Origin of the sequence: Pseudomonas sp. TH32 (assembly GCF_016650855.1) — a bacterium.
In the GTDB taxonomy this organism is placed as follows: Bacteria; Pseudomonadota; Gammaproteobacteria; order Pseudomonadales; family Pseudomonadaceae; genus Aquipseudomonas.
This window is the reverse complement of sequence record NZ_JAEKFA010000001.1, coordinates 468,303-494,368: the sequence shown is the minus strand read 5'-3', so window position 1 is coordinate 494,368 and position 26,066 is coordinate 468,303. Positions and strand designations below refer to the sequence as shown.

Here is a 26,066-nt window from a genome sequence, read left to right as displayed (position 1 = left end):
TTGGGGCTGCTGCGCAGCCCAACGGGGGACAAGCCCCCTCGCCACAGGAAAAGCTCCCGTCTCATGTCCTCCACCCCACCCACCGGCCAACCCGCCTACGTCTTGCACAGCCGCGCCTACCGCGAGACCAGCGCCCTGGTGGACTTCCTCACACCCCAAGGACGTCTGCGCGCTGTCTTGCGCAGTGCGCGCGGCAAGGCCGGCACCCTGGCGCGGCCCTTTGTGGCCCTGGAAGTGGAGTTTCGCGGACGCGGTGAGCTGAAGAACGTCGGCCGCATGGAGGCCGCCGGTGCCTCCAACTGGCTCAACGGTGAGGCGCTGTTCAGCGGCCTCTACCTCAACGAATTGCTGATTCGCCTGCTCCCCGCCGAAGACCCGCACCCCGGCGTCTTCGATCATTATGCCGCCACCTTGCTCGCCCTCGCCGAAGGCCGCCCTTTGGAGCCGCTGCTGCGCGCGTTCGAATGGCGCCTGTTGGACGACCTTGGCTACGGCTTCGAATTGAGCAGCGACTTGCACGGCGACCCCATCGCCGCCGACGGCATGTACCGCCTGCAAGTCGACGCGGGCCTGGAGCGTGTCTACCTGCTGCAACCCGGCCTGTTCCAGGGCACCGAGTTGCTGGCCATGAGCGAAGCCGACTGGACCGCCCCCGGCGCGTTGTCCGCCGCCAAGCGCCTGATGCGCCAGGCCCTGGCCGTGCATTTGGGCGGTCGGCCATTGGTCAGTCGCGAGTTGTTTCGAAAGCCCTGACATCCCCGTGTATGCTGTGCAGCGATTCCTTCCCTCTTCAGGAGCGCTTTTCGTGACCACCAGCAATCGCATTCTTCTCGGCGTGAACATCGACCACGTAGCCACCCTGCGCCAGGCCCGGGGCACCCGTTACCCGGACCCGGTCAAGGCCGCGCTGGACGCCGAAGAAGCGGGTGCCGACGGCATCACCGTGCACCTGCGCGAAGACCGCCGCCACATCCAGGAACGCGACGTACTGCTGCTCAAGGACGTGCTGCAAACCCGCATGAACTTCGAAATGGGCGTCACCGAAGAAATGATGGCATTCGCCGAGCGCATCCGCCCGGCGCATATCTGCCTGGTGCCGGAAACCCGCCAGGAACTGACCACCGAAGGCGGCCTCGATGTGGCCGGCCAGGAAGCGCGGATCAAGGCCGCCGTGGAACGCCTGTCGAAGATCGGCAGTGAAGTCTCGCTGTTCATCGACGCCGACGAGCGCCAGATCGAAGCCTCGCGCCGTGTCGGTGCCCCGGCCATCGAACTGCACACTGGCCGTTACGCCGACGCCACCACGCCGACCGAAGTCGCTGATGAATTGCAGCGCATCATCGACGGCGTCAAATGCGGCCTGGGCGAAGGCCTGATCGTCAACGCCGGCCACGGCCTGCACTACCATAACGTCGAAGCCGTGGCTGCGATCAAGGGCATCAACGAGCTGAACATCGGCCATGCGCTGGTGGCCCATGCGCTGTTCGTCGGATTCAAAGGCGCCGTCGCCGAGATGAAAGCCTTGATTCTGGCTGCTGCCAAACATTAAAAAATCGCTGAAGATCCAATGTGGGAGCGGGCTGTGGTGAGGGGGCTTGTCCCCCGTCGGGTTCACCACAGATTGATGGGGCTGCTTCGCAGCCCAACGCGGGGCAAGCCCGCTCACCACAGCAAGCCCGCTCCTACATGTGGCAATGCGAACCCTTACTGTTTAGGTGATGCCGGTGTATGGTATCTGCCCTTTGCGGGTCTCGGACCCGCGGCAGATACGTGAGGTTGTTGTGTCCCAATCGTTTTCCCGTCGACAAATCCTGGGTGGTCTTGCCGGTCTTGCCGTGGTGGGCGTCGGTGCCGGTGGCGCCTACCGCTATTGGCTGGGCAAAGTCGCCGAGGCCGAGGCGGGGCACGATTACGAGTTGATCGCCGCACCGCTGGACGTGGAATTGGTGCCGGGGCACAAGACCCAAGCCTGGGCCTTCGGCCCTTCGGCGCCGGGCACCGAGTTGCGAGTGCGCCAGGGTGAATGGCTGCGGGTGCGGTTTATCAACCACCTGCCGGTGGCCACTACCATCCATTGGCACGGCATTCGCCTGCCGCTGGAAATGGACGGCGTGCCGTACGTCTCGCAACTGCCGGTGCTGCCGGGCGAATACTTCGACTACAAATTCCGCGTGCCCGATGCCGGCAGCTACTGGTATCACCCCCACGTGAACAGCAGCGAAGAGCTGGGCCGTGGCCTGGTGGGCCCGCTGATCATCGAAGAGCGCGAACCCACCGGTTTCAAACACGAACGCACCCTGAGCCTGAAAAGCTGGCACGTGGACGAAGAGGGCGCCTTTGTCGCCTTCAGCATTCCCCGCGAAGCAGCCCGGGGCGGCACCGCCGGGCGCCTGTCGACCATCAATGGCGTGTCCCAGGCGGTGATCGATTTGCCGGCCGGGCAGATCACCCGGGTGCGCCTGCTCAACCTCGATAACACCCTGACCTATCGCATCAACATCCCCGACGTTGAAGCGCAGATCTATGCCCTGGACGGCAATCCCGTCGAACCGCGCCCGTTGGGCAAGGAATACTGGCTGGGCCCGGGCATGCGCATTTGCCTGGCGATCAAGGCGCCTCCCGCCGGTGAAGAATTGTCGATCCGCAACGGGCCGGTGCGCCTGGGCACCTTCCGCTCGGTGGCCAGCACCGACGCGCCCACCGAGTGGCCGCCCGCGCTGCCCGCCAACCCGATTGCCGAGCCGGACCTGGCCAATGCCGAGAAACTCAACTTCAATTTCGAATGGGTTGGATCGGTCTCGGTGAACGTGGACAATGGCAAGCCACCGAGCCTGTGGCAGATCAACGGCCAGGCCTGGGACATCACCGACAAGACCTGCGCCGACCGCCCGATCGCCAAGCTTGAAAAGGGCAAGAGCTACATTTTCGAATTGAAGAACATGACCCAGTACCAACACCCGATCCACCTGCACGGCATGAGTTTCAAGGTCATCGCCTCGAACCGCCACAAGGTGATTCCGTACTTCACCGACACCTACCTGCTGGGCAAGAACGAACGTGCCCGCGTAGCGCTGGTGGCGGATAACCCGGGTGTCTGGATGTTCCACTGCCATGTGATCGACCACATGGAAACCGGCCTGATGGCCGCCATCGAGGTGGCGTAATGCGCCAGTTTCGCCCCACGGCGATTATCGACCGCAGTCGCGATCAGGACTTCATGCGTGAAGCGCTGGCCCTGGCTGCCCAAGGCGCGGCATTGGGTGAAGTGCCGGTGGGCGCGGTACTGGTTCAGGATGGGGAAATCATCGGGCGCGGCTTTAACTGCCCCATCAGTGGCAACGACCCCAGTGCGCATGCCGAGATGGTCGCGATCCGCGCGGCCGCCCAGGCCGTGAGCAATTACCGGCTGCCGGGCAGTACGCTGTACGTCACGCTGGAACCGTGCAGCATGTGCGCCGGGCTGATCGTGCATTCACGGATTGCCCGGGTGGTGTACGGCGCGCTGGAGCCAAAGGCGGGGATCGTGCAAAGCCAGGGGCAGTTTTTTACCCAGGGCTTTCTCAATCATCGGGTGCTGTATGAGGGCGGGGTGTTGGCCGAAGAGTGCGGGACGGTGTTGAGCGAGTTTTTCAAGGCACGTCGCGCCAAAGGCTGACGCGATACCCTGTGGCGAGGGAGCTTGCTCCCGTTGGGCTGCGTAGCGGCCCCAAAATCTGGGGAGCGCTGCGCACTCCAGCGGGAGCAAGCTCCCTCGCCACAACAGCAGTCTTATTTCTTCAACACAACAGTAGTCTTATTTCTTCGCGACTATCACCGCACGCATCGGTGCCGGCAGCCCTTCGACGGTCTTGCTGTGATCCTCAGGGTCCAGGAAGTCGCTGAGGGACTGGTACTTCATCCACTCCGTGCCGCGCTGTTCCTCGATCGTGGTCACGCTCACATCCACACAACGCACATCGCTGAAGCCGGCACGGCGCAGCCACAGCATCAGCGCCGGCACCGACGGCAGGAACCACACGTTGCGCATCTGCGCGTAGCGGTCTTCCGGCACCAGCACTTGTTGCTGATCGCCCTCAACCACCAACGTTTCCAACACCAGTTCGCCACCCTTTACCAGGCAATCCTTCAGCGCCAGCAAATGCTCGATGGGCGAACGACGGTGATAAAACACGCCCATGGAAAACACCGTGTCGAAGCCTTCCATATTCGGCGGCAGGTCTTCAAACGGGAACGGCAGGTGCCAGGCCTTCGGTGCTGACAGGTAGCGTTGCACCGCCTGGAACTGGCAGAAGAACAGCCAGTTCGGGTCGACGCCAATCACGCTGTCGGCCCCGGCGCCGAGCATGCGCCACATGTAGTAACCGTTGCCGCAACCCACATCGAGAATGCGCTTGCCCTTGAGGTCCAGGTGCGGCGCGACCCGCGACCATTTCCAGTCCGAACGCCATTCGGTATCGACGTGCACGCCGAACAGATCGAACGGGCCCTTGCGCCACGGGCACAGGCCCATCAGCGCGGTACGCATTTGCGCGCGGGTGTCGTCGTCGCAATCGGTGTCGAGCACCAGGCCGTTCAGCAGGTCGATTTCGCTGGGCATGATCTTCGGCAGCGCGTCCAGCGCGCTTTGCCAGCGTTCCAGGTCGCCGTGACCCTTTTCCATCTTTGCATCGAGTTGCGCTTGCAGGCCCTGGGCCCATACGGCCAGGGGAGTGCCGACCAGATGGCGGGCGAGGGGAGACAGATCAATCATGGCAAGGCAATCAACGAGGCAAAGTTAAGACACTGGAACCACGGCACGACTTTCGAGAACCCGGCCGCCAGCAGGCGCTCGCGGTGTTCTTCGAGGCTGTCGGGCTTCATGACGTTTTCGATGGCGCTGCGCTTCTGGGCGATTTCCAGTTCGCTGTAGCCGTTGGCGCGTTTGAAGGCGATGTGCAAATCGGTGAGCAGTGCGTGTTCTTCCGAATCATTGAAGCGCAGCTTTTCCGAAAGGATCAACGCGCCGCCCGGCAGCAACGATTGGCGAATCCGCCCCAGCAGCGCCAGGCGTTGTTCGGGGGCGATAAATTGCAGGGTGAAGTTCAGCGCCACCACCGAAGCCGGCTGGAATTGCAGGGCGAGGATATCGCCCTCGATGACGTCCACCGGCAGCAACTCCTGGAACATCGAGTCCTGGCCGTTGAGGTATTCGCGGCAACGCTCGACCATCGCCGCCGAGTTATCCACCGCGATCACCCGGCAACCGTCGGTGCGCACGTGACGGCGCAAGGCCTGGGTCACGGCGCCGAGGGACGAACCGAGGTCGTAGAGCACGCTATTGGGCTGGGCAAACTGCGCCGCGAGCACGCCGAGGTTTTCGACGATGGTCGGGTAACCGGGCACCGAGCGCTTGATCATGTCCGGGAAAACCCGCACCACGTCTTCGTTGAAGGCGAAGTCCGGCACCTGGGGCAGGGGCTGGGCGAATAGGCGATCGGGTTCTTTGCTCACGGCTGTTCCGGCGACGAGGGGGAAAAGGCCGGCATTTTAGCCAAATTGGCCTTCGGATGCGCGGGTTGTCTGATGGAACGCCGATGCGGTAATGCCCCACTGCCCCAGCCAATAGCTGACGATCAGCAAATACGGCGCCGCTTCAAACGCCACCACAAACCGATTGATCCCGATCAGCGTGTCGGAAAACACAAACGACACCGCGCCTGCCGCCGCCAGGTACGCCGAGCGCTTGGGCACTGCGCTGCCCAACCGTGCCAGCGCTCGCCACAGCATCGCGCTGATCACCAGCGCATACACCACCACCGGCACCAGCAGCGGGCCCAGGCCGTGGGAAATCAGGATGCTCAGCAAGACCGCGCCCACCACCAGCGCCAGTACCAGCGGCAAAATCGCCGGGCGGCGGCAGTCGCTCAAGTAGGCTTTCAGGTACGCCAGGTGCGCGAACAAAAACGCCCCGAGGCCGAAGATGAACAGGTCGCCGGGCCAGGCCAGCAGCACGTCGCCCACCAGGGAAAAAATCAGCCCCAGGCTGATCCAGCGTCGATAGTCGGTGGGCGGCGCATCATGCAGCCACCCCAGCAACGCCAGCACCGGCAATGGCTTTACCAACAGGCAGAGCAGGGTGGCGTGGGTGCTCAGGCCGTAGATAAAGGTCACCGCCCCCATCAACGCAAGGATCATCCATGGCATATCAGTTCACCGTAATGGCGCAGTCGAAGGTTTCGGCCGGTTCTGCTTCCGGCTCCCAGGGTTGTTGTGAGGTGAGGCGCAGCCGGCCCTGGCCCGCATTGAAGGCCTGGAAACGCCAGGTGGATTGACCGCCACTGCCGACCACGCCGGTGTCTTCGGTGTTGCTGTAGACCTCGGGGCTCAGGCTGCGCAGCACGCCGCCGGCCGAGTCCTGGATGGCCCAGCGGTAACCGGTGGTGGGGTTGCTGGGCAGGGTCAGGATCAGGTTTTGCCCGGTTTTGAGTTGCAGGGGGCAAGCGCTCTGTTTTTCCACGGTGACGTTTTGCTTCGGCGCACTGGCACAGGCGGCGAGCAGGCAAAGGCTCAGGGGGAGAAGCAGGCGGGCAGCGGTCATGGGGGCTCCGTTGTTTGGCGACGAAGGGCGAGCATAACCGAAGATGAGACAAGGTGTGACAGGAAGGCAAACACCACTTAATAGTGGTGAGTGAGTTTATTGTGGTGAGCGGGCTTGCTTGTGGTGAGCGGGGCAAGCCCGCTCACCACAGGGGCCAGCTCAGACACTACATAACGGTCAGAACAACACCTTCGCCACATCCGCAAAGCGCTTGGCAAAGTGCACCGTCATGCCTTCCTTCAGGTACTCCGGCAATTCCTCAAAACTCCCGCGATTGGGCTCCGGCAAGATCAACTCGTGAATCTTCTGGCGCCGCGCTGCGATCACCTTCTCGCGCACCCCGCCAATCGGCAGTACATGCCCGGTCAACGTCAGTTCGCCGGTCATGGCCACGCCTTTTTTCGGCGGCTGGTTACGCGCCAGCGACAGCAGCGCACTGGCCATGGTCACGCCCGCGCTCGGGCCGTCTTTCGGTGTGGCGCCTTCCGGCACGTGCAGGTGCACGAAGGCTTCGTCGAAGAACTTCGGGTCACCGCCAAACGACTTCAGGTTCGAGCTGATGTAGCTGTAGGCAATCTCGGCCGACTCCTTCATCACGTCGCCCAGTTGCCCGGTGAGCTTGAAGCCCCGGTTGAGCGTGTGAATGCGCGTCGCCTCGATCGGCAAGGTCGCGCCACCCATGCTGGTCCAGGCCAGGCCAGTAATCACGCCGGTGCCCGACAGTACCTGTTCGTTACGGAACACCGGCATGCCCAGGGACGCTTCCAGGTCCTTGTTGCCGATCTTGATCACCGAGTCCGGCTCATCCAGCAGCTTGACCACGGCCTTGCGCACCAGTTTGCCCAGCTGTTTTTCCAACTGGCGCACACCGGCTTCGCGAGCGTAACCATCGATCAGGGCGCGCAGGGCTCCGTCGCTGATGGACAGACTATTTTTCGACACGCCGGCTTTTTCCAACTGCTTGGGCCACAGGTGGCGCTTGGCGATGGCGACTTTTTCTTCGGTGATATAGCCCGACAGGCGAATCACTTCCATCCGGTCCAGCAACGGGCCGGGGATTGAGTCCAGGGTGTTGGCGGTGCACACGAACAGCACTTTGGACAGGTCCAGGCGCAGGTCCAGATAGTGGTCGAGGAATTCGACGTTCTGTTCCGGGTCCAGGGTTTCGAGCAGGGCCGAAGCCGGGTCGCCCTGGTAGCTCTGGCCCATCTTGTCGATCTCGTCGAGCATGATCACCGGGTTCATCACTTCGACGTCTTTGAGCGCTTGCACCAGCTTGCCCGGCATGGCACCGATGTAGGTGCGGCGATGGCCCTTGATCTCGGCCTCGTCACGCATGCCGCCGACGCTGAAGCGGTAGAACGGCCGGCCGAGGGACTCGGCAATCGATTTGCCCACGCTGGTCTTGCCCACGCCCGGCGGGCCTACCAGCAACACGATGGAGCCGGCGACTTCGCCTTTATAGGCGCCCACCGCGAGGAATTCGAGGATGCGACTCTTGATGTCGTCCAGGCCGGCGTGGTGTTTATCGAGCACCTTGCGGGCGTGCTTGAGGTCGAGCTTGTCCTCGCCATACACGCCCCACGGCACCGAGGTGGCCCAGTCCAGGTAGTTGCGGGTGACCGCGTACTCCGGCGAACCCGTCTCCAGGATCGACAGCTTGTTCATTTCTTCGGTGATGCGTTTCTGCGCCTGGGTCGGCAGAACCTTGTCCACCAGGCGTTGTTCGAACTGCTCGACGTCGGCGCTGCGGTCGTCCTTGGTCAGCCCCAGCTCTTGCTGGATGACCTTGAGTTGTTCCTTGAGGAAGAACTCGCGCTGGTGCTCGCCGATCTTGCGGTTCACCTCGGCGGATATTTCTTTTTGCAGGCGCGCGACTTCGACTTCCTTGCGCAGCATCGGCAGGACTTTTTCCATGCGCTTGAGCATGGGCACGCAGTCCAGCACTTGCTGCAGCTCGGTGCCGGTGGCCGAGGTGAGGGCGGCGGCAAAGTCGGTCAGCGGCGACGGGTCGTTGGGGCTGAAGCGGTTGAGGTAGTTCTTCAGCTCTTCGCTGTACAGCGGGTTGAGCGGCAGCAGTTCCTTGATCGCATTGATCAGCGCCATGCCGTAGGCCTTGACCTCGTCGGTCGGCTGGGTCGGCTGGTGCGGGTATTCGACCTCCACCAGATACGGTGGGCGGTGGTGCTTGAGCCAGGTTTTGATCCGCACGCGGGTCAGGCCCTGGGCGACGAATTGCAGCTTGCCGTTTTCACGGCTGGCGTGATGCACCTTCACCAGGGTGCCGTACAGCGGCAGGCTGGAGGTGTCGAAGTGGCGCGGGTCTTCAGGTGGCGTTTCCATGAAGAACAGGGCAAGGGAGTGGTGCTCGGATTTGCTCACCAGTTCCAGGGTTTCGGCCCACGGCTCTTCATTGACGATCACCGGCAACACTTGCGCCGGGAAGAAAGGCCGGTTGTGGATCGGGATGATGTAGACCTTGTCGGGCAGGTTTTGCCCAGGCAGCGCCAAGCCAGTGTTGGCGGAAGTGTGTTCAGCGTTTTCCGGGTCGGCGTAGTCGTCGAGGTCGATGTCCGGGAATTCTTGCTGGTCGCTCATGGGGCACCTGCATAAGGAAGTATGCAGGTTAGATGGGGCGGGTCGGCAGTGGTTTCAATGGGCGAGGGTAGTTAGCAACAAATTGCACACTATTTTCGAAACGCTGCTGGACCAATGTGGGAGCGTTTCGTCAGCTGAGTTTGTGCAGGTAGGCCGGCAACGGCTGTTCGGGCAGCACCGACAGCACCTTCAACCGTTGCAACATGCGCTGCCGGGCCCGTTGCAGGTGCTCGCGCAGGTTCAGCGCGGCGGCGTCGAAGGCGCCGTGCAGCAGCAGCTCAAGGATCAGCCGGTGCTCGGCCAGCATCGCCGGATCGGCGCCGATACCCAGCAGCCGGTAGAAAATCCGGCTGATGATCATCGGGCTCTGCCCCTGGCGGATCAGCGCGGCGATCTTGCGGTTTTGCAGCCCCGCGAGGCAGTGCTGGTGCAGGTCTTCCTCGATCTGCTCGATCTCTTCCAGGCTGCAATGGGCGCTGTTCTGCGCGTCGAGCACGCGCTGCAACATGGCTTGCAGCAGGTCGCGGTCGAGGTTCGGCGCGCTCTGGCGCAGGGCTTCGGGCTCCAGGCAGGCGCGCAGTTCGTAGTCTTCGGTGACTTCCCGGGCGGTCAGCGGCCCGGCCAGCCATTGGGAATAGGGTTCTTTTTCCACCAGGCCACGGTCCCGCAGGCGCATCAGGGCTTCACGCACCACTGCGCGGCTGACGTTGTAGTGCTCGGCGGCGGACTGTTCGTCGAGGCGGTAATGGCCGAAAGCGATGCAGGTCGACAGCGCTGCGCCGATTTCCTCGACGATGCGCTCCCCCAGTGGCCGGGTGTCCACCAGCTCATCTTCACCGTTGAGGCCCAGGTGCGCGTGGCTCAAGGGCAGTCGCAGCGGTTCCAGGTCCAGGCCTTCGGGGTTGATCAGGTAGCCCCGGCCATCGAAGCGGCAAATCAGGCCTTCGTCATGCAACAGGTTCAGGGCCTTGCGCACCGGCACCCGGCTGGTGCCGAACAGCTCGGCCAGCGGCGCTTCCAGCAACACCAGGCCATGACGGGCAGTGCCGTGGGTGATGGCGTCGCGCAAAACCTGGTGAATCATCGCGTAACGGGAAGCCGAGGCTGACACTGCTTTCATCGGGTTCTCTGGAGCAAACGGGTCGGTGGCCGGGGATTCTCTCATAGTTGCGCCTGTCACTCTGCGCCACGTCGGTGGCACTTTTTTGGGGCCTTCAGAGGGTGGTTGTTACTTTTTTGCACCAAAATGTATTTATTAATAAAAGATACATTATTTCATTGTGGGCGAGTATTGAGCGCCGCCGAATATTTCTTTTGATGTCAACAACCCATCTATCCCGTGGGTCTGACCCAAAGTGCCAGATGCTTCAAACATCACCCCTGAGAGACTGGCACGAAAGCTGCCTTTGTAAAATGTACATTTTATTAATATGTACGTTTTCAGAAGGTCATTCCCATGTCAGACGCCACTTCACTGGCCGAGGATTTCGCCAGCGGTCGCAGCGACCCGGTGCACGCCCTCGAACAGGCACTCGCTCGCGCGAGCCAGGCCCCCAGCGTATTCATCTCCCTGACCGCCGAGCGCGCCCGGCGTGAGGCCGAAGCGTCGGCTGCCCGCTGGCGTGCCGGCCAGCCTTTGAGCGTGTTCGATGGCGTGCCCCTGGCCTGGAAAGACCTGTTTGATGTGGCCGGCAGCATTACCACGGCAGGCGCGGCCCATCGTCGCGACGCGCCGGCGGCTTTGCTGGACGCGCCGAGTGTAGGCCTGTTGTGCCGCGCCGGGATGGTCAGCGTGGGCAAGACCAACCTCAGCGAGCTGGCGTACTCCGGCCTAGGCCTTAACCCGCACTTCGGCACCCCGCACAATCCGCGCGGCATCGATCAACCGCGGATCCCCGGTGGCTCGTCGTCGGGCTCGGCGGTCGCCGTGGCGGCCGATATCGTGCCGATCGCCATGGGCACCGACACCGCGGGCTCCATCCGTATTCCTGCGGCACTGAATGGCGTGGTGGGTTATCGCAGCAGTTGCCGGCGCTACAGCCGCGACGGTGTTTTCCCGCTGGCCCATACCCTCGACAGCCTCGGCCCGCTCACCCGCAGCGTGCGCGATGCGCTGGCCATTGATGATTTGCTCAACGGTCGCGACCAGCGCCAGCCACGCCAGGCCCGCAGCCTCAATGGCCAGCGTTTTTGGGTTGAACAAAGTGTGCTGGAAGACGCTCGCGTCGAGCCCGGCGTACGCAACAACCTGTTGTATTGCGTGGACCGATTGAAAGCCGAAGGCGCGCTGATTGATGTGCGTCCCTTGAAGACCTTCCAGGCCACCCTTGACCTGATCCAGCACCAGGGCTGGCTCGGCTCCTTCGAAGCCTTCGCGCTCCACGAAGCCCTGCTCGACAGCCCCGACGCCAGCCAGCTCGACCCTCGCGTACGCCGTCGCCTTGAAGCGGCCCGCACGCTGCCGGCCAGCCAACTGCTGGCGTTGTACGAAGCGCGCCGGCGCCTGCAACAGCAGCTTGTCGACGAGCTCGACGGCGCGATTCTCATCACTCCCACCGTGGCCCACGTGGCCCCGGCCCTGGCGCCACTGGAAGCCGACGATCAACTGTTCGTCAGCACCAACCTCGCCACCCTGCGCCTGACCATGCCCGGCAGCTTGCTGGACATGCCCGGCGTCAGCCTGCCCAGCGGCCGCGATGCCCTGGGCCTGCCCACCGGCCTGCTGCTCAGCGCCCCCAGCGGTGAAGACGCGCGCCTGCTTCGGGCTGCCCTGTCAGCCGAAACAGCACTCATTTTTTAAGGAGACACATCATGGCTAAAGACATCCTCTGTGCATTTGGCGTCGACGTTGACGCGGTCGCCGGCTGGCTCGGTTCCTATGGCGGCGAAGACTCCCCGGACGACATTTCCCGTGGCCTGTTCGCCGGTGAAATCGGTGCGCCACGCCTGCTCAAACTGTTCGAGCGCTATGGCCTGCGCACCACCTGGTTTATCCCCGGCCACTCGATGGAAACCTTCCCCGAGCAAATGAAGGCGGTCGCCGACGCCGGCCACGAAATCGGTGTGCACGGCTACAGCCACGAAAACCCGATTGCGATGACGGCCGAGCAGGAAGAAATCGTCCTCGACAAGTCCATCGAACTGATCACCAACGTCACCGGCAAACGCCCCACCGGCTACGTCGCGCCATGGTGGGAATTCAGCAAGGTCACCAACGAGCTGCTGCTGAAAAAAGGCATCAAGTACGACCATAGCCTGATGCACAACGACTTCCACCCCTACTACGTACGCAAGGGCGACAGCTGGACCAAGATCGACTACAGCCAGCACCCCGACACCTGGATGAAACCCTTGGTGCGCGGCGAAGAAACCGACCTGGTGGAGATCCCGGCCAACTGGTACCTCGACGACCTGCCGCCGATGATGTTCATCAAGAAAGCCCCCAACAGCCACGGCTTCGTCAACCCGCGTCACCTGGAAGAAATGTGGCGCGACCAGTTCGACTGGGTCTACCGCGAGCACGAGCACGCGGTGTTCACCATGACCATCCACCCCGACGTGTCCGGCCGCCCGCAAGTGCTGCTGATGCTTGAGCGCCTGATCGAACACATCCAGAGCCATGCCGGCGTGCGCTTCGTCACCTTCGACGAAATCGCCGATGACTTTATCCGCCGCCAACCGCGTACCTGATACCTGTAACCAACCCCTGGCCAACCTCCCGAGGCGCGATTCATGTCTATCTACAACAAGCTTGATCTGACTGGCTGGAAACCCCGGCAACTGACGCCCAAGGAAGTGCGTTTCGCCACCTGGATCGCGTTTTTCGCCTGGGTGTTTGCGGTGTATGACTTCATTCTTTTCGGCACCTTGCTGCCGGAAATCGGGCGGCACTTTAACTGGGGTGAAGTGGAGCAAGCGGAGATTGCGACATGGGTGGCGGTAGGCACCGCCGTGGTCGCGTTGGCCATCGGTCCGATCGTGGACAAACTGGGCCGGCGCAAAGGGATTATTTTCACCGTGGCCGGTTCGGCGATCTGCTCGGCGCTGACCGCCATTGGCGGCGCGTGGGGCAAGTCGTCGCTGATCCTGATCCGTTCGCTGGGCGGCCTGGGGTATGCCGAGGAAACCGTCAACGCAACCTATCTGAGCGAGCTGTACGCCGCCTCCGATGACCCGAAACTGGCCAAGCGTCGCGGCTTTATCTACAGCCTGGTGCAGGGCGGCTGGCCGGTGGGCGCGCTGATTGCGGCGGGGTTGACCGCGCTGTTGCTGCCGGTGATTGGCTGGCAGGGCTGCTTTGTGTTTGCGGCGATCCCGGCGATTGTCATCGCGGTCATGGCGCGCAAGCTCAAGGAGAGCCCGCAGTTCCAGATTCACCAGCGCATCAGCGAGCTGCGCAAAAGCGGCTCGGTGAAAGAAGCGCAGAACGTCGCCGTGACCTACGGCGTGGACTATGACGAACACAGCAAGGCCGGCCTCAAGGCCGCGTTCCGTGGCCCGGCCCGCCGTGCAACCCTGGTGATTGGTGCGGCGCTGCTGCTCAACTGGGCGGCGATCCAGGTGTTCAGCGTGCTGGGTACTTCGGTGATCGTCAGCGTGCACCACATCTCGTTCGAGAACTCGCTGATCATCCTCGTGCTGTCGAACCTGGTGGGTTACTGCGGTTACCTCAGCCACGGCTGGATGGGCGACAAGATTGGTCGGCGCAACGTGATCGGCCTGGGCTGGATGCTCGGCGGGCTGTCGTTTGCCGGGATGCTGTTTGGCCCGAGCAACATGGCGATGGTGGTCGGGCTCTACAGCCTGGGCCTGTTCTTCCTGATCGGGCCGTACTCGGCGGCGCTGTTTTTCATCAGCGAAAGTTTTCCCACCAGCATCCGTGCCACCGGCGGCGCGATCATTCATGCCATGGGGCCGATTGGTGCGGTGGTCGCCGGGTTTGGCGCGACCCAAGTGTTGTCGGCCGGCAGTGACTGGCAGACCGCCGCACTGTGGTTTGGCGCAGTGCCGTGCTTTTTGTCCGGTGCACTGATGTTTGCCGCACGCCATGTGCGTCCGGAAACCGTCCAGTAAGGAGTCAGTTGATGAGTCGTAAAGTTGCGTTGATTACCGGTGCCGCCAGCGGCATCGGCCAGGCCCTGGCGGTGGCGTATGCCCGCAGCGGCGTGGCGGTGGTGGGCGGCTATTACCCGGCCGATCCTCACGACCCGCACCACACCGTTGCGCTGGTGGAAGAAGCCGGCGGTGAATGCCTGATGCTGCCGCTGGACGTGGGCGACACCGCCTCTGTGGATAACCTGGCCGCGCAGGCGATCCAGCATTTTGGCCGCCTCGATTACGCGGTGGCCAACGCAGGATTGTTGCGGCGTGCGCCGTTGCTGGAGATGACCGACGAGCTGTGGAACGAGATGCTCAACGTCGACCTGACCGGGGTGATGCGCACCTTCCGGGCGGCGACCCGGCACATGCAGGAAGGCGGCGCGCTGGTGGCTATTTCGTCGATTGCCGGTGGCGTGTATGGCTGGCAGGACCACGCGCACTACGCAGCGGCCAAGGCCGGAGTGCCGGGCTTGTGCCGGTCGCTGGCGGTGGAATTGGCGCCGCTGGGGATTCGCTGCAATGCGGTGATTCCGGGGCTGATCGAGACGCCGCAGTCGCTGGATGCGAAGAACTCACTCGGCCCGCAAGGGCTGGCGAAAGCCGCGCGGGCGATTCCGCTGGGCCGGGTAGGGCGGGCGGATGAAGTGGCGTCCCTGGTGCGGTTCTTGACCAGTGAGGAATCGAGTTACCTGACCGGGCAGAGCATTGTGATTGATGGTGGGTTGACCGTGCGCTGGCCGGACTAACCCACGCAGCGTGGAAATGAAGGCTTAAGCAGTGAGGGCTTGTTGTGGCGAGGGGGCTTGACCCCCGTTGGAGTGCGCAGCGCTCCCGCTTTTTTGGGGCTGCTGCGCAGCCCAACGGGGGACAAGCCCCCTCACCACAGGTCCAGTGTTGTCATCAGGAGTTTTTTGTATGTCCCAACTGCATAACCGCCGCGCCGTGATCACCGGCGCCGGCAGCGGCATCGGCGCCGCCATCGCCCGCGCCTACGCCGTCGAAGGCGCGCGCCTGTTATTGGCCGACCGCGACGCCGCAACCCTCGCCGAAACCGCCATCACCTGCCGCAACCTCGGCGCCGAAGTCCTCGAATGCGTGGCCGACGTCGGCACCGTCGACGGTGCCCGGGCCAGCGTCGATGCCTGCGTCGCCCACTACGGCGGCATCGATATCCTGGTCAACAACGCCGGCATGCTGACCCAGGCCCGTTGTGTCGACCTGACCATGGACATGTGGAACGACATGCTGCGCATCGACCTCACCAGCGTCTTCGTCGCCAGCCAGCGTGCGTTGCCCCACATGATCGCCCAGCGCTGGGGCCGGATCATCAACGTCGCCTCGCAACTGGGCATCAAGGGCGGTGCCGAGCTGACGCACTATGCGGCGGCCAAGGCCGGCGTCATCGGCTTCACAAAATCCCTGGCGCTGGAGGTAGCCAAGGACAACGTGCTGGTCAACGCCATTGCGCCCGGGCCGATTGAGACGCCGTTGGTAGGCGGCATCAGCGACACCTGGAAACGCGCCAAGGCCGCCGAGTTGCCCCTGGGCCGTTTCGGCCTGGCAGACGAAGTGGCGCCCACCGCCGTGCTGTTGGCCAGTGAGCCCGGCGGCAATCTGTTCGTTGGCCAGACCCTGGGCCCGAACTCCGGCGATGTCATGCCATGAGCGGGCACTAAGCATGTGCGGACTCTGCGGCCTGCTGGGTGAAGACCTGCACTGGAGCGATCCGCTGGGCGATGAACTGCCGCGCCGGCGCGAACGCCTGCGCCGAATCGCGGCGATCAATCAGGTGCTGGCGGTGTTCCGGCTCAAGGTCGAAGACTTCCAGGGCGCGTCCTATCTGCTGATGGGCGCCACGGGCAAACAGGAACTGGCCAGCGGCCTGGATCAACTGTGGCGGGCGGCGGAGGCCATGCTCGGTCGGCCGCTGGACCCGTTGGACCCGCGCCTGCTGGATCATCTGGAACTGTAGAGCCCGGCTTGCCGGCGATGGCGTCCTTCATATCGCCATCGCCGGCAAGCCGGGCTCCTACAGGGGCATCATTGAGGTAGAAATATGAGCATCGCTCTAAACGTCATCACCGGGTTCCTCGGCAGCGGCAAGACCACCTTGCTCAAGCGCCTGCTGCAAGGCGAAAGCCTCGGCGATACGGCGTTGCTGATCAACGAATTCGGCGATGTTGGCATCGACCATCTGTTGGTGGAAGAAGTGGCGCCGGACACGGTGCTGCTGCCCAGCGGTTGCGTCTGCTGTTCGATTCGCGGCGAGTTGAAAGACGCCTTGCTCGGCCTGTTGCAGCGCCGCGAGCGCGGCGAGATTCCCGCCTTCAAGCGGGTGATCCTGGAAACCACCGGCCTGGCCGACCCGGCGCCGATCCTCGCCACCTTGAACAACGACGTTCAACTGCGCGGGCGCTTTCATATCGGCCTGGTGGTGACACTGGTAGACGCCAGTCACGCTGCCTTGCAAGAACGCCTGCACCCGGAATGGCTGGCGCAGGTGGCCGCCGCCGATCGCCTGCTGTTGAGCAAGACCGACCTGGTCGAAGACTGCGACTCGCTGCGCGCGCACTTGCAGGCACTGAACGCCGGTACGCCGATCCTCAATACCTGCGATATCGACAGCGGTGAACAACTGCTGCTCGGCGAAGGCCTGCGCAGCGCCGAACCGGCGGCGGAAGTCAGCCGCTGGAAACTCCATCAAACCACCGCCGCCCACCATGGCGCGGCGCAGGTCTGTTGCCTGACCTTCGATCGGCCGCTGGATTGGGTCGGCTTCGGGGTCTGGTTATCGATGCTGTTAAGATGCCACGGCGAACGTATTCTTCGCGTCAAAGGACTGCTCAACGTGAACGCAAGTTTGGCTCCCATCGTTATCCATGGCGTGCAGCATTGCCTGCATGCACCGGTTCACCTGCCCGCCTGGCCGGGTACCGACCGGCAATCGCGCCTGGTGTTTATCCTGCGTGGCCTCGACCCGGCGTTGCTGCGCCGCTCCTTTGAAGTGTTCTCCAGAAGGTTCGCCGCATGATCACGCTTCGCGTCCTCGGCACGTCGGTGACCTTGCTGGAAACCTTCCGTGTGCGCGCCGAACAGGAGTTGGGCATTCGCCTGGTGTACCAGGTGCACGACGTCGAGCAGGCCCAGCGCATCGCGGTGATGCAGCCTGACAGCTACGACCTCTACGACCAGTGGTTTCACAACGTCGACTTCGTGTGGCCGGCGCGGGCGATCCAGCCGATCGACACCCGGCGCATTGCGCTGTGGCACGAGATCAACGACCTGCCCAAGCGCGGCCGCCTGTCTGCCAACGACCGCCTGGGCAGCGGCAGTGTGCCCAGCGAGCGCTTGTTCGTGCAGCACGACGGCAGCCTCGGCAGCACCGTCACCGAACGCATCAGCATGCTGCCCCTGACCCACAACGCCGACAGTTTTGCCTACCGTCCCGAGCGCCTGCCTGAGGGATTCAACCGCGCCAATGAGAGCTGGGGCTGGCTGCTGGACCCGGCCTGGGGCGCGCGTACCGCACTGCAAAGTGACGCCGCCATCGGCGCCCTCGATGCCGCGCTGGCGGTGCAGGGCGCGGGGCTGGCGAGCTTCAAGGACATCGGCAACATGAGCATCGAAGAGATCGATGTGCTGGCCGATATCCTGGTGCGCAAGCAGAAGGAAGGGCACTTCGCGGCGTTCTGGTCCGACGACGAAGAAGCGGCGCAACTGATGCTCAGCCCGAGCATCGACATCCAGAGTTTGTGGTCTCCGACCTTGATGCGCCTGCACCGGGCCGGGGTCAAATACCGCCTGGCGGTGCCTCGTGAAGGCTATCGCGCCTGGTTCGGCGGGTTGTCATTGTCGCGCCATGCCAAGGGCCCGGTGCTGGACGCGGCCTATGCCTACCTCAACTGGTGGCTGTCCGGCTGGCCCGGCGCGGTGATGGCGCGCCAGGGTTATTACATTGGCAACCCGGCCCGCAGCCGCGATCACCTGAGCAGTGCCGAATGGGACTACTGGTACGCCGGCCTGCCTGCGCGGGAGGAGCTGTTGGGCAGCGATGGCTTGCCGCTGATCGATGTGGGCGAAGTGCGTGACGGCGGCTCCTATGAACAGCGCATGGGGCATATCGCGGTGTGGAACTCGGTGATGGACGAGCACAACTACCTCGTGCGGCGCTGGGGCGACTTCATGCGGGCGCGAACGTAAGTACAGCGCTATGTCGCCAAATTAATGGCACTGAAGTTCCCGTATTTATTGGGTGCACTTCTGCTCTTGCACAGCTAATCTGGATAATTCAAATATCCCTTCAAAAAGGATATTTATTTGACGCCGGTCAGCTATCGCGAGGGACGCGCATGACGAAGGGACGTTTCGGCTGGAGGGGGCAGGCGCTGCCAGAGGGCAACAAAATGAGGTGGCGCCATACGTTTCAAACCCGGATCGCCGGGGTACTGGCGCTGCTGTTGCTGGTGGTCGTGGCCGCGGTGTATTTCGCGGTGAAGACCGCGACCAACCGCGCCGTGGAAAACCAGGCCCAGGTGCAACTGGAAACCGGCAGCCAGGTGTTCGAACGTTTGCTCGACCTGCGGGGCCGGCGCCTGCAATATGGTTTGAACTGGCTCACCGCTGACTTGCCCTTCCGCCAGTCGATCACCGAGGGCGAGCCCGCCGCGATTCTCGCTGCCCTGCGCCGGCACGGCACCGGCCTGACATCCAGTGAAGTGTTTGTGCTGGGCCTCGACGGCCAGGTGATGATCAGCACGTTACAGGCGCTGACGCCGGGCCAGGCCTTTCCCTACAACGATGCCTTGCGCCAGGCCCGGCGCAGTGGCCTGCAAATGTTGATCGTGGCCCTCGATGGCCGGCCTTTTCTGCTGGTGCAGCAGGAAGTGGTCGATCTGGCACCGATTGCCCGTGTCGCCATGGGCTTTCCCATGGACGAAGTGTTTGCCAGTGAATTGCGCTCCATGAGCAACCTGGAAGTCTCGTTCATCAGTGTGCAGCAGGGCCAGCCCGGCGAGTTGTTCAGTACCCAGCCCGACGCGTTCCAGGCCTCGATCGCCAGCGACTTGCAGGCGCCGTACATCAACCCGGTGCCGCAACTGAACCTGTTTCACGGCCAGCGTTATCTCAGCCAGGTACTGCCCTTGGGCAACACCGCAGACGGCGGTGAAGTGCGGGTGCTGCTGCAAAGTCCGCTGGACCACGCCCTCGAATCCTTCGCGCCGCTGGACCGGCAGTTTCTCGCGATCGCCCTGGTGGTGCTGCTGGTGTCACTGGCGGGTGCGTTGTTTCTGGCACGGCGGGTTTCGCGCCCGCTCAATGCGCTGGTCGAGGCGGCCGAACGTATCGGCGCCGGTGACTACCGCACCCCGGTGCGGGTTCGCAGCCATGATGAGTTCGGCCTGCTGGCCCAGGCCTTCAACGCCATGCAAACCGGGATCGCCGTGCGCGAGCGGCAACTGGCCCACAACGCCCTGCACGACCCGCTTACCGGCCTGCCCAACCGGGCGCTGGCCATGGAGCGCCTGGGCAGCGCCATCAGCGCGGGCCGGCCCGTGGTGTTGCTGTACCTGGGCATTGAAAACTACCGGGTGATCAACGAAGGCTATGGGCCGGAAGGCGTGGAAGAGATGCTCCGCGAGGCCAGCCGCTGCCTGCTGTCGAGCCTGTCGGCCAGCGACACCGCCGCACGCATCACCGGCAGCGAGTTCTTGCTGCTGCTGGAAAACACCGAGATCGACCGCGTCGTGGCCCTGGCTGACCGCTTGTATGGGCTGCTGACCGAGCCCCAGCGCATCGGCGGCGATGAACTGCGCCACGAAGTGAGCATCGGCATCGCCGCTTACCCGGCCGACGGCCAGCAGGTTGAAGAACTGATCAGCCGCGCCGCCATTGCCCGTCACGATGCAGCGGCGTTGCCGGGCTATTTGCAGATCTACCAACAGGACCGCGACCTCGCTCACCAACGCCAGATCAGCCTGATCCGCGACCTGCGCCGGGCGGCGGCGGAGGGCGAGTTGTACCTGTGTTATCAGCCCAAGCTCGACCTGACCCACGGCCATGTGCGCCAGGCCGAAGCGCTGCTGCGTTGGCAGCATCCGACCCTCGGGCTGGTGTCGCCCGCCGAATTCATTCCCCTGGCCGAGCGCACTGGCAGCATGGGCAGCCTGACCCACTGGGTGATCGAAGAAGCCATTCGGCAACTGGCCGAGTGGGAGGTGCGTGGATTGCAGGTGCAGTTGTCGGTGAACATCTCGGTGGACGACCTGGCCGATGACGGCCTGGCCCTGCGGGTGACCGAGTTGTTGGCGCACTACCACGTATCGGCCCGGCAACTGATTTTCGAAATCACCGAAAGCGCGATCATGCACAACCCGGCCCAGGCCCTCAGCGTGCTCGAGCAACTGCGCGGCTGTGGCATCAGCCTGTCGGTGGACGACTTCGGCACCGGCTATTCATCGCTGGCGCAACTGCAACGCCTGCCGGTGCAGGAGCTGAAGATCGACCAGTCGTTCGTGCGCAACCTCGACAGCACCTCCGGCGACGGCGTTATCGTGCGTTCGACCATCGAGATGAGCCACAACCTGGGGCTCAAGGTGGTGGCCGAAGGCGTGGAGTTCGAGCCGAGCCTCAAGCTGCTCAAGCTCTGGAAGTGCGACACGGCCCAGGGTTATCTGATCAGCCGGCCATTGAATGCCATGGCGTTTGAAATGTGGATGCGCCGCGAGCGGGTGCCGGTTTAGAGCGTCGGCGGTTACACCGACGCAGGTGCTGTCAACGCTAGGCCGTTTCATCGACCAGGGTTTGCAACAGTTCCCACAAGCCTTCGATGTGGTGGCGCTCCGTCCCCAGCGCGCCGATGGACACGCGTACCATCCAGCGCTCGCCCAGAATGGCGGGGGTGACGTAGGCTTTGCCTGATTGATTGAGTTTTTCCGCCCAGGCGCGGGTGTGGTTGTCCAGCGCCTCACCACCAAGGCCTGGCGGCTCGTGCCGGATGCACAGCGTTTGCAGGGCGACGGCGGCCACCAGTTTCCAGTGCTTGCTGCCTTCAATCTGTTCTGCCAGCCAGCGGGCATTGGCGAGGTCACGTCGCAGCCGGGCCTGCAGGCCGCTGACGCCTTGCTCGCGGATCAGGAACCACAGCTTCAGGGCGCGGAAGCGGCTGCCCAGGGAGATTCGCCAGTCGCGGTAGTTTCTGACCTGGCCATCAGCCTTGGACTGTAGATAGCTGGGGTTGGTGGTCATGATGCGAATCAGGTGCTCGGGGTCGCGTACGAAGTACACCGAGCAATCAAACGCTGCCCCTAGCCATTTGTGAGGGTTGAGGACCAGCGAGTCGGCTTTCTCGATGCCGTTCCACAGCACGCGGCATTCCGGGAGGATCATCGCGGCACCGGCCATGGCCGAGTCGACATGCAGCCAGAGGCCGTGACGCTGAGTCAGGGCGCCGATGGCTTCCAGAGGGTCGATGGCCATGGCTGCCGTTGTGCCGGTGGTCGCAATCACCACACAGGGTCTGTTCCCGGCAGCCAGGTCTTGTTCGATGGCCTGCTCCAATGCCTGCGGTGACATCGCATTGTGTTCGTCGGTGGCCACGGTACGGATATTGTTCTGGCCGAACCCGGCCAGGATGGCGGCTTTGTTCACTGAACTATGGGCGTGGGCCGAGGTGTAGACGATGAGTGGTGCGCCGCTGTTTTGCAGGCCATCGTGCATCAGCGCGTAGTTGGAACTGCGTTCGCGAGCGCTGATCAGCGCCACCAGGGTGGAGGTCGAGGCCGAATCCTGGATCACTCCGCTCCAGTTGGCGCTCAGGCCGATCATGTCGCGCAGCCAATCGGTGGTGACTTCCTCGATTTCGGTCAGGGCCGGGCTCGATTGCCACGACAATCCCACCACGCCCAGGCCGGTACTCAAGCAATCGCCGAGGACGGAGGACAGTTCCACATTGGACGGGAAAAAACCGAAGAAGCTCGGATGCTGCCAGTGCAACAGACCGGGCATGATCAGTTTTTCGACGTCGCCCATGATCTGTTCGAACGGTTCGGCTGTTTCAGGCGGGCTGGCCGGCAAGGCGGATTTGATTTCGCCGGGGGTCGTGGTGGGTTGCACACCGCGCTGCTCGATGTTTTGTCGATAGTCTGCAATCAGGTCGATCATGGCGTGGCCATGTTGGCGGAATTCGTCAGGTGTCATATAAGAGTGTCCATCAGGAAAAGAAATAAGGGCGTTAGCACCAGAAGTAAAACGGCTCACCAGTGGTATAGCCGATAAACGATTGGATACTGATGCGTTTGCCTGAGTCGAATCCGCAAATGGCGTGAGGACGGCGGGTATTGATGATGATCAGTTCGTTTTTTCGCGGCTGGATGTGCAGTGGCTTTTGCAAACGGTCTTCGGGAAGTAGTGCGCCTTCAAAGCGCTCGACGTCTTCGTAGGCAAACGCTTCGGTATCCCAGATGATCAACTCTCCTCCCGAAGGTGGAGTATCAATGTAAATGTTGGCGCTGAATTGATGTTCCAGTTTGGCAATGGAAATAGGCAGGCAATCAACATGGGGCACGGTTTCCGAGAGGTGAGCTGTCTCCGGGAACATGGCGCGGATAATACCGCAGAACATAGGCTGGCCCTGGAATGCGGCGGTGGTCGCACCTTCTGGCCAAACCTGCTGCAGGTGCTCCATCAGCAGGTGGATGGGCGGCTTCTGCGGGGCGCATAGGCTGTCGATCAAGCCGCGCATATGGGCTGCGTCGGCATAGTATTGCTGTTGGGCGTCACTGCCTGCGCTCTTGCCGTAGGTAGAGTTGAACGGTGTTCCCCAGCGATGGACACCATAGAATTGCTGGACAACTTTCCCGCTCTCATAGATTTCGTGGTTGTACTCCTGAAGAATCGCCGTTTCGTCTATATATTTATTTAATACTGCGCTGGTTTGTTCATTCGCAAAATCAGCTATTCGAATGGCGAGTACTTCACCCGTGATGAGTCTTTTTAAGCTGGCTGCGTCGAGTTGTGTGAGCTCTAAGATGGCAGGTGTTTTGATTTGCAATGCGGCGGGCGTTAGTTCGCTGTTGTTCAGGTCCGTCATAATGAATAACTCCATGTTGAATATTGCGGGTAACGTTTAATTTAACGGGATTTGCCCGGTACTAAAGTAGAGTGAAATATTTGGAGGGTGGTATAGGACTTTTCTTAGTGTTTATTTAAGTGCATAGGCCGTCTCGCTTTACTTTATTACCCACATAAAAAAAGGCGGCTACCCATGAGGTAGCCGCCTTTTTCTTACCGCCGGTTTTACTTAATCCGGCAGTTTGAACGCCATCACATAGTCACCCTGCTTGGTGCCCAGGGAACCATGACCGCCAGCCATGACCAGCACGTACTGCTTGCCGTCCTTGCCGGTGTAGGTCATCGGTGTGGTTTGCGCGCCTGCTGGAAGGCGGCCTTCCCACAACTGCTTGCCGTTTTTCACGTCGTAGGCACGCAGGTACTGGTCAAGGGTACCGCTGAGGAAGGACACGCCACCGGCGGTGGTGAAGGTCCCGCCCAGGCTTGGTACGCCCATGGTCAGTGGAATCGGAACCGGCGAGCTGTCACGCACGGTACCGTTTTTGTGCATCCAGATGGTCTGGTGGTTGGTCAGGTCGACCGCGGCCACATAACCCCACGCCGGCGCCTGGCACGGCAGGCCCAGTGGCGACAGCATGGCTTCGAGGATCACACCGTATGGCGCGCCTTTGTTTGGCTGCACGCCTTCGGTTTCGCTGACACGCGGACCTTGCTTGGCAATATCGGCGGCCGGGATCAGTTTCGATTTGAACGCCATGTAGCTCGGGTTCACGAAGGCAATCTGGCGAACCGGGTCGACGGAGATGCCGCCCCAGTCGAACACACCGAAGTTACCCGGGTAAACGATCGAACCTTGCAGCGATGGCGGAGTGAACGGACCGTCGTAGCGCATGGATTTGAAGTCAATCCGGCACAGCATCTGGTCGAACGGCGTCACGCCCCACATGTCACGCTCCTTGAGGGGCGGTGGCATGAAGTTCAGGTCGGATTTCGGTTGGGTCGGTGCGGTGTGATCGCCGGCCACTGCGCCTTGCGGTACAGGGATTTCATTGATCGGCACTACAGGCTGACCGTTCGAACGGTCGATCACATAGATGCTGCCCTGCTTGGTCGACGCCATTACCGCTTGTTTCACGCCTTCAGCGGTCTTGATGTCGACCAGCGAAGGCTGGCCGCCCACGTCCATGTCCCACAGGTCATGGTGAGTGAACTGGAAGGTCCACTTCACGTGGCCGCTGTCGATGTCCAGGGCGGTGAGGCCGGCGCTGTACTTCTCGGAGTCCGGAGTCCGGTCGCCGCCGTACTGGTCGGGCATCTGGTTACCCATCGGCAGGTAGAGCATGCCGAGTTTTTCGTCGACCGCGAACATCGACCACATGTTTGGCGAGTTGCGGGTGTAGGTCTTGCCCTCGGCCAACGGGGTGGTGTCGTCCGGGTTGCCGCTGTCCCAGTTCCACACCAGCTTGCCGGTGTGCACGTCGAACGCGCGGATCACGCCGCTAGGCTCGTCGGTGGAGACGTTGTCGGTGACGTGACCGCCGATCACCACCAGGTTCTTGGTGACGGCCGGTGGCGAGGTGGAGTAGTAACCGCCCGGGGCGAAGGTGCCGATGTTGGCACGCAGGTCGATCTGGCCTTTGTCACCGAAGTCTTCGCACATCTTGCCGGTGTCGGCATTCAGGGCGATCAGACGGGTGTCGGCGGTCGGTACGAAGATGCGTTTCGGGCAGGCATTCGGCGCGGCAGCCGGGCTGGCGCTGCCAGTTGGGCTCTGCTCGGAAGCGTAGACCGCGTCATCGTGATACGACACGCCACGGCAGGTCATGTGCGCCCAACCCTTGAAGTTGGCAGCCCCTTCGCTGCTGATCTTCGGGTCGAAACGCCAGATTTCCTTGCCGGTGTCCGGGTCCAGGGCAATCACCTGGCTGTGCGGGGTACACACGTAGAGCATGCCGTTGACTTTCAGCGGGGTGTTTTCCGCGGTGGTTTCACCGGGATCGCCTGGGCCAGGAATGTCGCCCGTACGGTACGTCCAGGCGGGCACCAGCTTGTGGGCGTTTTCCGGGGTGATCTGCGCCAGAGGCGAGTAGCGATCACCAAAGGCCGAACGGCCATAGGAGTTCCAGTCACCATCAGCCTGGGCGGGAGCAGCGCTCGCCATGCCCGGTACCGCGTCGCGGTCCAGTTGGCCTTTCTTGACCAGTGCACCCGGGTCGGTGAATTGGCTGGCCAAGGCAGCGGCGCCTGCCAGCACGACAGCAACGCTCAGGGCGCCAGTGCCCAGCGGCGCGGCTTGGCCACGCAGCAAAGGACGGCGGAACCACGGGAGCAGCATGACGATGCCGAGGGCGAACAGCAGGGCCAGGCGCGGCACCAGTTGCCACCAGTCCAGGCCGACTTCCCACAGCGCCCAGACGGTGCTGGCAAACAGCACCAGTGCGTACAAGCCCAGCGCCGCGCGGCGTGTCGCCAGCAGCAACAGGCCTGTAACGGTGATGCCGAGACCGGCCAGCAGGTAATACAGCGACCCGCCGAGCATGCTCAGCTTGATCCCCCCGGCCAACAAGGCCAGGCCCATTATCAGCAGCAAGATCCCCAGCAGCCTGGGCAGCAGGCGACTTGGACTTGAAGCACCATCAGTGCTCATAGTGTGGTTCTCCGTTACGTTTTGAATTGATTGCGCACAGTTCACTGTAGATGACGTTCCGGCGCAGGCATGGTT

22 protein-coding genes are annotated in these 26,066 nt (G+C 62.7%); 13 read left to right on the top strand and 9 right to left on the bottom strand.

Annotated features, from left to right (window positions below):
* The first annotated feature begins 63 nt into the window (after positions 1-63).
* From recO to tadA, 4 genes are all read left to right on the top strand, one after another.
* Complete coding sequence (gene recO / locus JFV30_RS02290) at positions 64-753, top strand: DNA repair protein RecO (protein WP_201121692.1); 690 nt, start codon at positions 64-66, stop codon at positions 751-753.
* A gap of 52 nt (positions 754-805) precedes the next feature.
* Positions 806-1,549: a pyridoxine 5'-phosphate synthase gene (gene pdxJ / locus JFV30_RS02285; protein ID WP_010176930.1), complete on the top strand. Its 744-nt coding sequence runs from the start codon at positions 806-808 to the stop codon at positions 1,547-1,549.
* Between the two features lie 232 nt (positions 1,550-1,781).
* On the top strand, positions 1,782-3,164 hold the full coding sequence (locus JFV30_RS02280) for a multicopper oxidase family protein (RefSeq protein WP_201121690.1): 1,383 nt from the start codon (positions 1,782-1,784) through the stop codon (positions 3,162-3,164).
* Positions 3,164-3,655, top strand: coding sequence for a tRNA adenosine(34) deaminase TadA (tadA, locus tag JFV30_RS02275; RefSeq protein ID WP_010176928.1), 492 nt, complete (start codon positions 3,164-3,166; stop codon positions 3,653-3,655). The genes JFV30_RS02280 and tadA overlap by 1 nt, the downstream gene beginning before the upstream one ends.
* Before the next feature lie 138 nt (positions 3,656-3,793).
* On the opposite strand, the gene cmoB is transcribed toward tadA, so the two are convergent.
* From cmoB to JFV30_RS02245, 6 genes are all read right to left on the bottom strand, one after another.
* A complete protein-coding gene (gene cmoB, locus JFV30_RS02270) occupies positions 3,794-4,750 on the bottom strand; it encodes a tRNA 5-methoxyuridine(34)/uridine 5-oxyacetic acid(34) synthase CmoB (RefSeq protein WP_201121688.1) in 957 nt (318 codons plus the stop codon).
* Positions 4,747-5,490: a carboxy-S-adenosyl-L-methionine synthase CmoA gene (gene cmoA, locus JFV30_RS02265; RefSeq protein ID WP_177083401.1), complete on the bottom strand. Its 744-nt coding sequence runs from the start codon at positions 5,488-5,490 to the stop codon at positions 4,747-4,749. Before cmoA ends, cmoB begins: the two co-directional genes overlap by 4 nt.
* Positions 5,491-5,526: 36 nt before the next feature.
* Positions 5,527-6,183, bottom strand: coding sequence for a lysoplasmalogenase (locus JFV30_RS02260; RefSeq protein WP_201121686.1), 657 nt, complete (start codon positions 6,181-6,183; stop codon positions 5,527-5,529).
* 1 nt (position 6,184) lies between these two features.
* Positions 6,185-6,577 (bottom strand): protease inhibitor I42 family protein, encoded by a 393-nt coding sequence (locus JFV30_RS02255; RefSeq protein WP_010176924.1) that lies wholly within the window; start codon positions 6,575-6,577, stop codon positions 6,185-6,187.
* A 177-nt stretch (positions 6,578-6,754) separates the two neighbouring features.
* Positions 6,755-9,175, bottom strand: coding sequence for an endopeptidase La (lon, locus tag JFV30_RS02250; RefSeq protein WP_010176923.1), 2,421 nt, complete (start codon positions 9,173-9,175; stop codon positions 6,755-6,757).
* A 130-nt stretch (positions 9,176-9,305) separates the two neighbouring features.
* Positions 9,306-10,295 (bottom strand): GntR family transcriptional regulator, encoded by a 990-nt coding sequence (locus tag JFV30_RS02245; RefSeq protein ID WP_201121970.1) that lies wholly within the window; start codon positions 10,293-10,295, stop codon positions 9,306-9,308.
* A 336-nt stretch (positions 10,296-10,631) separates the two neighbouring features.
* Here JFV30_RS02245 and JFV30_RS02240 point away from each other — a divergent pair, with 336 nt between their 5' ends.
* The 9 genes from JFV30_RS02240 (at position 10,632) to JFV30_RS02200 (ending at position 21,015) form a co-directional block, all read left to right on the top strand.
* On the top strand, positions 10,632-11,975 hold the full coding sequence (locus tag JFV30_RS02240; RefSeq protein ID WP_201121684.1) for an amidase: 1,344 nt from the start codon (positions 10,632-10,634) through the stop codon (positions 11,973-11,975).
* An 11-nt stretch (positions 11,976-11,986) separates the two neighbouring features.
* The gene (locus JFV30_RS02235; RefSeq protein WP_010176920.1) at positions 11,987-12,865 is read left to right on the top strand and encodes a polysaccharide deacetylase family protein; all 879 of its coding nucleotides are present in this window, start codon (positions 11,987-11,989) and stop codon (positions 12,863-12,865) included.
* A gap of 42 nt (positions 12,866-12,907) precedes the next feature.
* Positions 12,908-14,248, top strand: a complete 1,341-nt coding sequence (locus tag JFV30_RS02230; protein WP_010176919.1) for an MFS transporter — start codon at positions 12,908-12,910, stop codon at positions 14,246-14,248.
* A gap of 11 nt (positions 14,249-14,259) precedes the next feature.
* On the top strand, positions 14,260-15,021 hold the full coding sequence (locus JFV30_RS02225) for an SDR family NAD(P)-dependent oxidoreductase (RefSeq protein WP_201121682.1): 762 nt from the start codon (positions 14,260-14,262) through the stop codon (positions 15,019-15,021).
* Positions 15,022-15,190: 169 nt separating this feature from the next.
* Positions 15,191-15,940, top strand: coding sequence for an SDR family NAD(P)-dependent oxidoreductase (locus JFV30_RS02220; RefSeq protein ID WP_201121680.1), 750 nt, complete (start codon positions 15,191-15,193; stop codon positions 15,938-15,940).
* 13 nt (positions 15,941-15,953) lie between these two features.
* The gene (locus JFV30_RS02215; protein ID WP_201121678.1) at positions 15,954-16,247 is read left to right on the top strand and encodes a hypothetical protein; all 294 of its coding nucleotides are present in this window, start codon (positions 15,954-15,956) and stop codon (positions 16,245-16,247) included.
* A gap of 84 nt (positions 16,248-16,331) precedes the next feature.
* Complete coding sequence (locus JFV30_RS02210; RefSeq protein ID WP_201121676.1) at positions 16,332-17,306, top strand: CobW family GTP-binding protein; 975 nt, start codon at positions 16,332-16,334, stop codon at positions 17,304-17,306.
* Positions 17,303-18,475 carry an ABC transporter substrate-binding protein gene (locus JFV30_RS02205; protein ID WP_201121675.1) on the top strand — a complete coding sequence of 391 codons (1,173 nt, stop codon included), beginning with the start codon at positions 17,303-17,305 and terminating at the stop codon, positions 18,473-18,475. Before JFV30_RS02210 ends, JFV30_RS02205 begins: the two co-directional genes overlap by 4 nt.
* A gap of 203 nt (positions 18,476-18,678) precedes the next feature.
* Positions 18,679-21,015, top strand: a complete 2,337-nt coding sequence (locus tag JFV30_RS02200) for a putative bifunctional diguanylate cyclase/phosphodiesterase (protein WP_201121673.1) — start codon at positions 18,679-18,681, stop codon at positions 21,013-21,015.
* Positions 21,016-21,052: 37 nt separating this feature from the next.
* Here the strand turns inward: JFV30_RS02200 and JFV30_RS02195 are convergent, their stop codons facing one another.
* The 3 genes from JFV30_RS02195 to JFV30_RS02185 form a co-directional block, all read right to left on the bottom strand.
* On the bottom strand, positions 21,053-22,471 hold the full coding sequence (locus tag JFV30_RS02195; protein WP_201121672.1) for a pyridoxal phosphate-dependent decarboxylase family protein: 1,419 nt from the start codon (positions 22,469-22,471) through the stop codon (positions 21,053-21,055).
* A 34-nt stretch (positions 22,472-22,505) separates the two neighbouring features.
* Positions 22,506-23,363 (bottom strand): 2OG-Fe(II) oxygenase, encoded by an 858-nt coding sequence (locus JFV30_RS02190; protein WP_201121671.1) that lies wholly within the window; start codon positions 23,361-23,363, stop codon positions 22,506-22,508.
* Between the two features lie 210 nt (positions 23,364-23,573).
* Positions 23,574-25,991, bottom strand: coding sequence for a glucose/quinate/shikimate family membrane-bound PQQ-dependent dehydrogenase (locus JFV30_RS02185; RefSeq protein WP_201121670.1), 2,418 nt, complete (start codon positions 25,989-25,991; stop codon positions 23,574-23,576).
* Between the last annotated feature and the right edge of the window lie 75 nt (positions 25,992-26,066).

Coding starts and splice junctions, on each gene's coding strand:
- JFV30_RS02190 (WP_201121671.1), bottom strand. CDS start 23,363: ATGACGGACCTGAACAACAGCGAACTAACGCCCGCCGCATTGCAAATC.
- JFV30_RS02230 (WP_010176919.1), top strand. CDS start 12,908: ATGTCTATCTACAACAAGCTTGATCTGACTGGCTGGAAACCCCGGCAA.
- JFV30_RS02220 (WP_201121680.1), top strand. CDS start 15,191: ATGTCCCAACTGCATAACCGCCGCGCCGTGATCACCGGCGCCGGCAGC.
- JFV30_RS02240 (WP_201121684.1), top strand. CDS start 10,632: ATGTCAGACGCCACTTCACTGGCCGAGGATTTCGCCAGCGGTCGCAGC.
- JFV30_RS02215 (WP_201121678.1), top strand. CDS start 15,954: ATGTGCGGACTCTGCGGCCTGCTGGGTGAAGACCTGCACTGGAGCGAT.
- JFV30_RS02205 (WP_201121675.1), top strand. CDS start 17,303: ATGATCACGCTTCGCGTCCTCGGCACGTCGGTGACCTTGCTGGAAACC.
- JFV30_RS02235 (WP_010176920.1), top strand. CDS start 11,987: ATGGCTAAAGACATCCTCTGTGCATTTGGCGTCGACGTTGACGCGGTC.
- JFV30_RS02210 (WP_201121676.1), top strand. CDS start 16,332: ATGAGCATCGCTCTAAACGTCATCACCGGGTTCCTCGGCAGCGGCAAG.
- cmoB (WP_201121688.1), bottom strand. CDS start 4,750: ATGATTGATCTGTCTCCCCTCGCCCGCCATCTGGTCGGCACTCCCCTG.
- JFV30_RS02255 (WP_010176924.1), bottom strand. CDS start 6,577: ATGACCGCTGCCCGCCTGCTTCTCCCCCTGAGCCTTTGCCTGCTCGCC.
- JFV30_RS02225 (WP_201121682.1), top strand. CDS start 14,260: ATGAGTCGTAAAGTTGCGTTGATTACCGGTGCCGCCAGCGGCATCGGC.
- tadA (WP_010176928.1), top strand. CDS start 3,164: ATGCGCCAGTTTCGCCCCACGGCGATTATCGACCGCAGTCGCGATCAG.
- lon (WP_010176923.1), bottom strand. CDS start 9,175: ATGAGCGACCAGCAAGAATTCCCGGACATCGACCTCGACGACTACGCC.
- JFV30_RS02195 (WP_201121672.1), bottom strand. CDS start 22,471: ATGACACCTGACGAATTCCGCCAACATGGCCACGCCATGATCGACCTG.
- JFV30_RS02200 (WP_201121673.1), top strand. CDS start 18,679: ATGAGGTGGCGCCATACGTTTCAAACCCGGATCGCCGGGGTACTGGCG.
- JFV30_RS02260 (WP_201121686.1), bottom strand. CDS start 6,183: ATGCCATGGATGATCCTTGCGTTGATGGGGGCGGTGACCTTTATCTAC.
- recO (WP_201121692.1), top strand. CDS start 64: ATGTCCTCCACCCCACCCACCGGCCAACCCGCCTACGTCTTGCACAGC.
- JFV30_RS02185 (WP_201121670.1), bottom strand. CDS start 25,991: ATGAGCACTGATGGTGCTTCAAGTCCAAGTCGCCTGCTGCCCAGGCTG.
- JFV30_RS02245 (WP_201121970.1), bottom strand. CDS start 10,295: ATGAAAGCAGTGTCAGCCTCGGCTTCCCGTTACGCGATGATTCACCAG.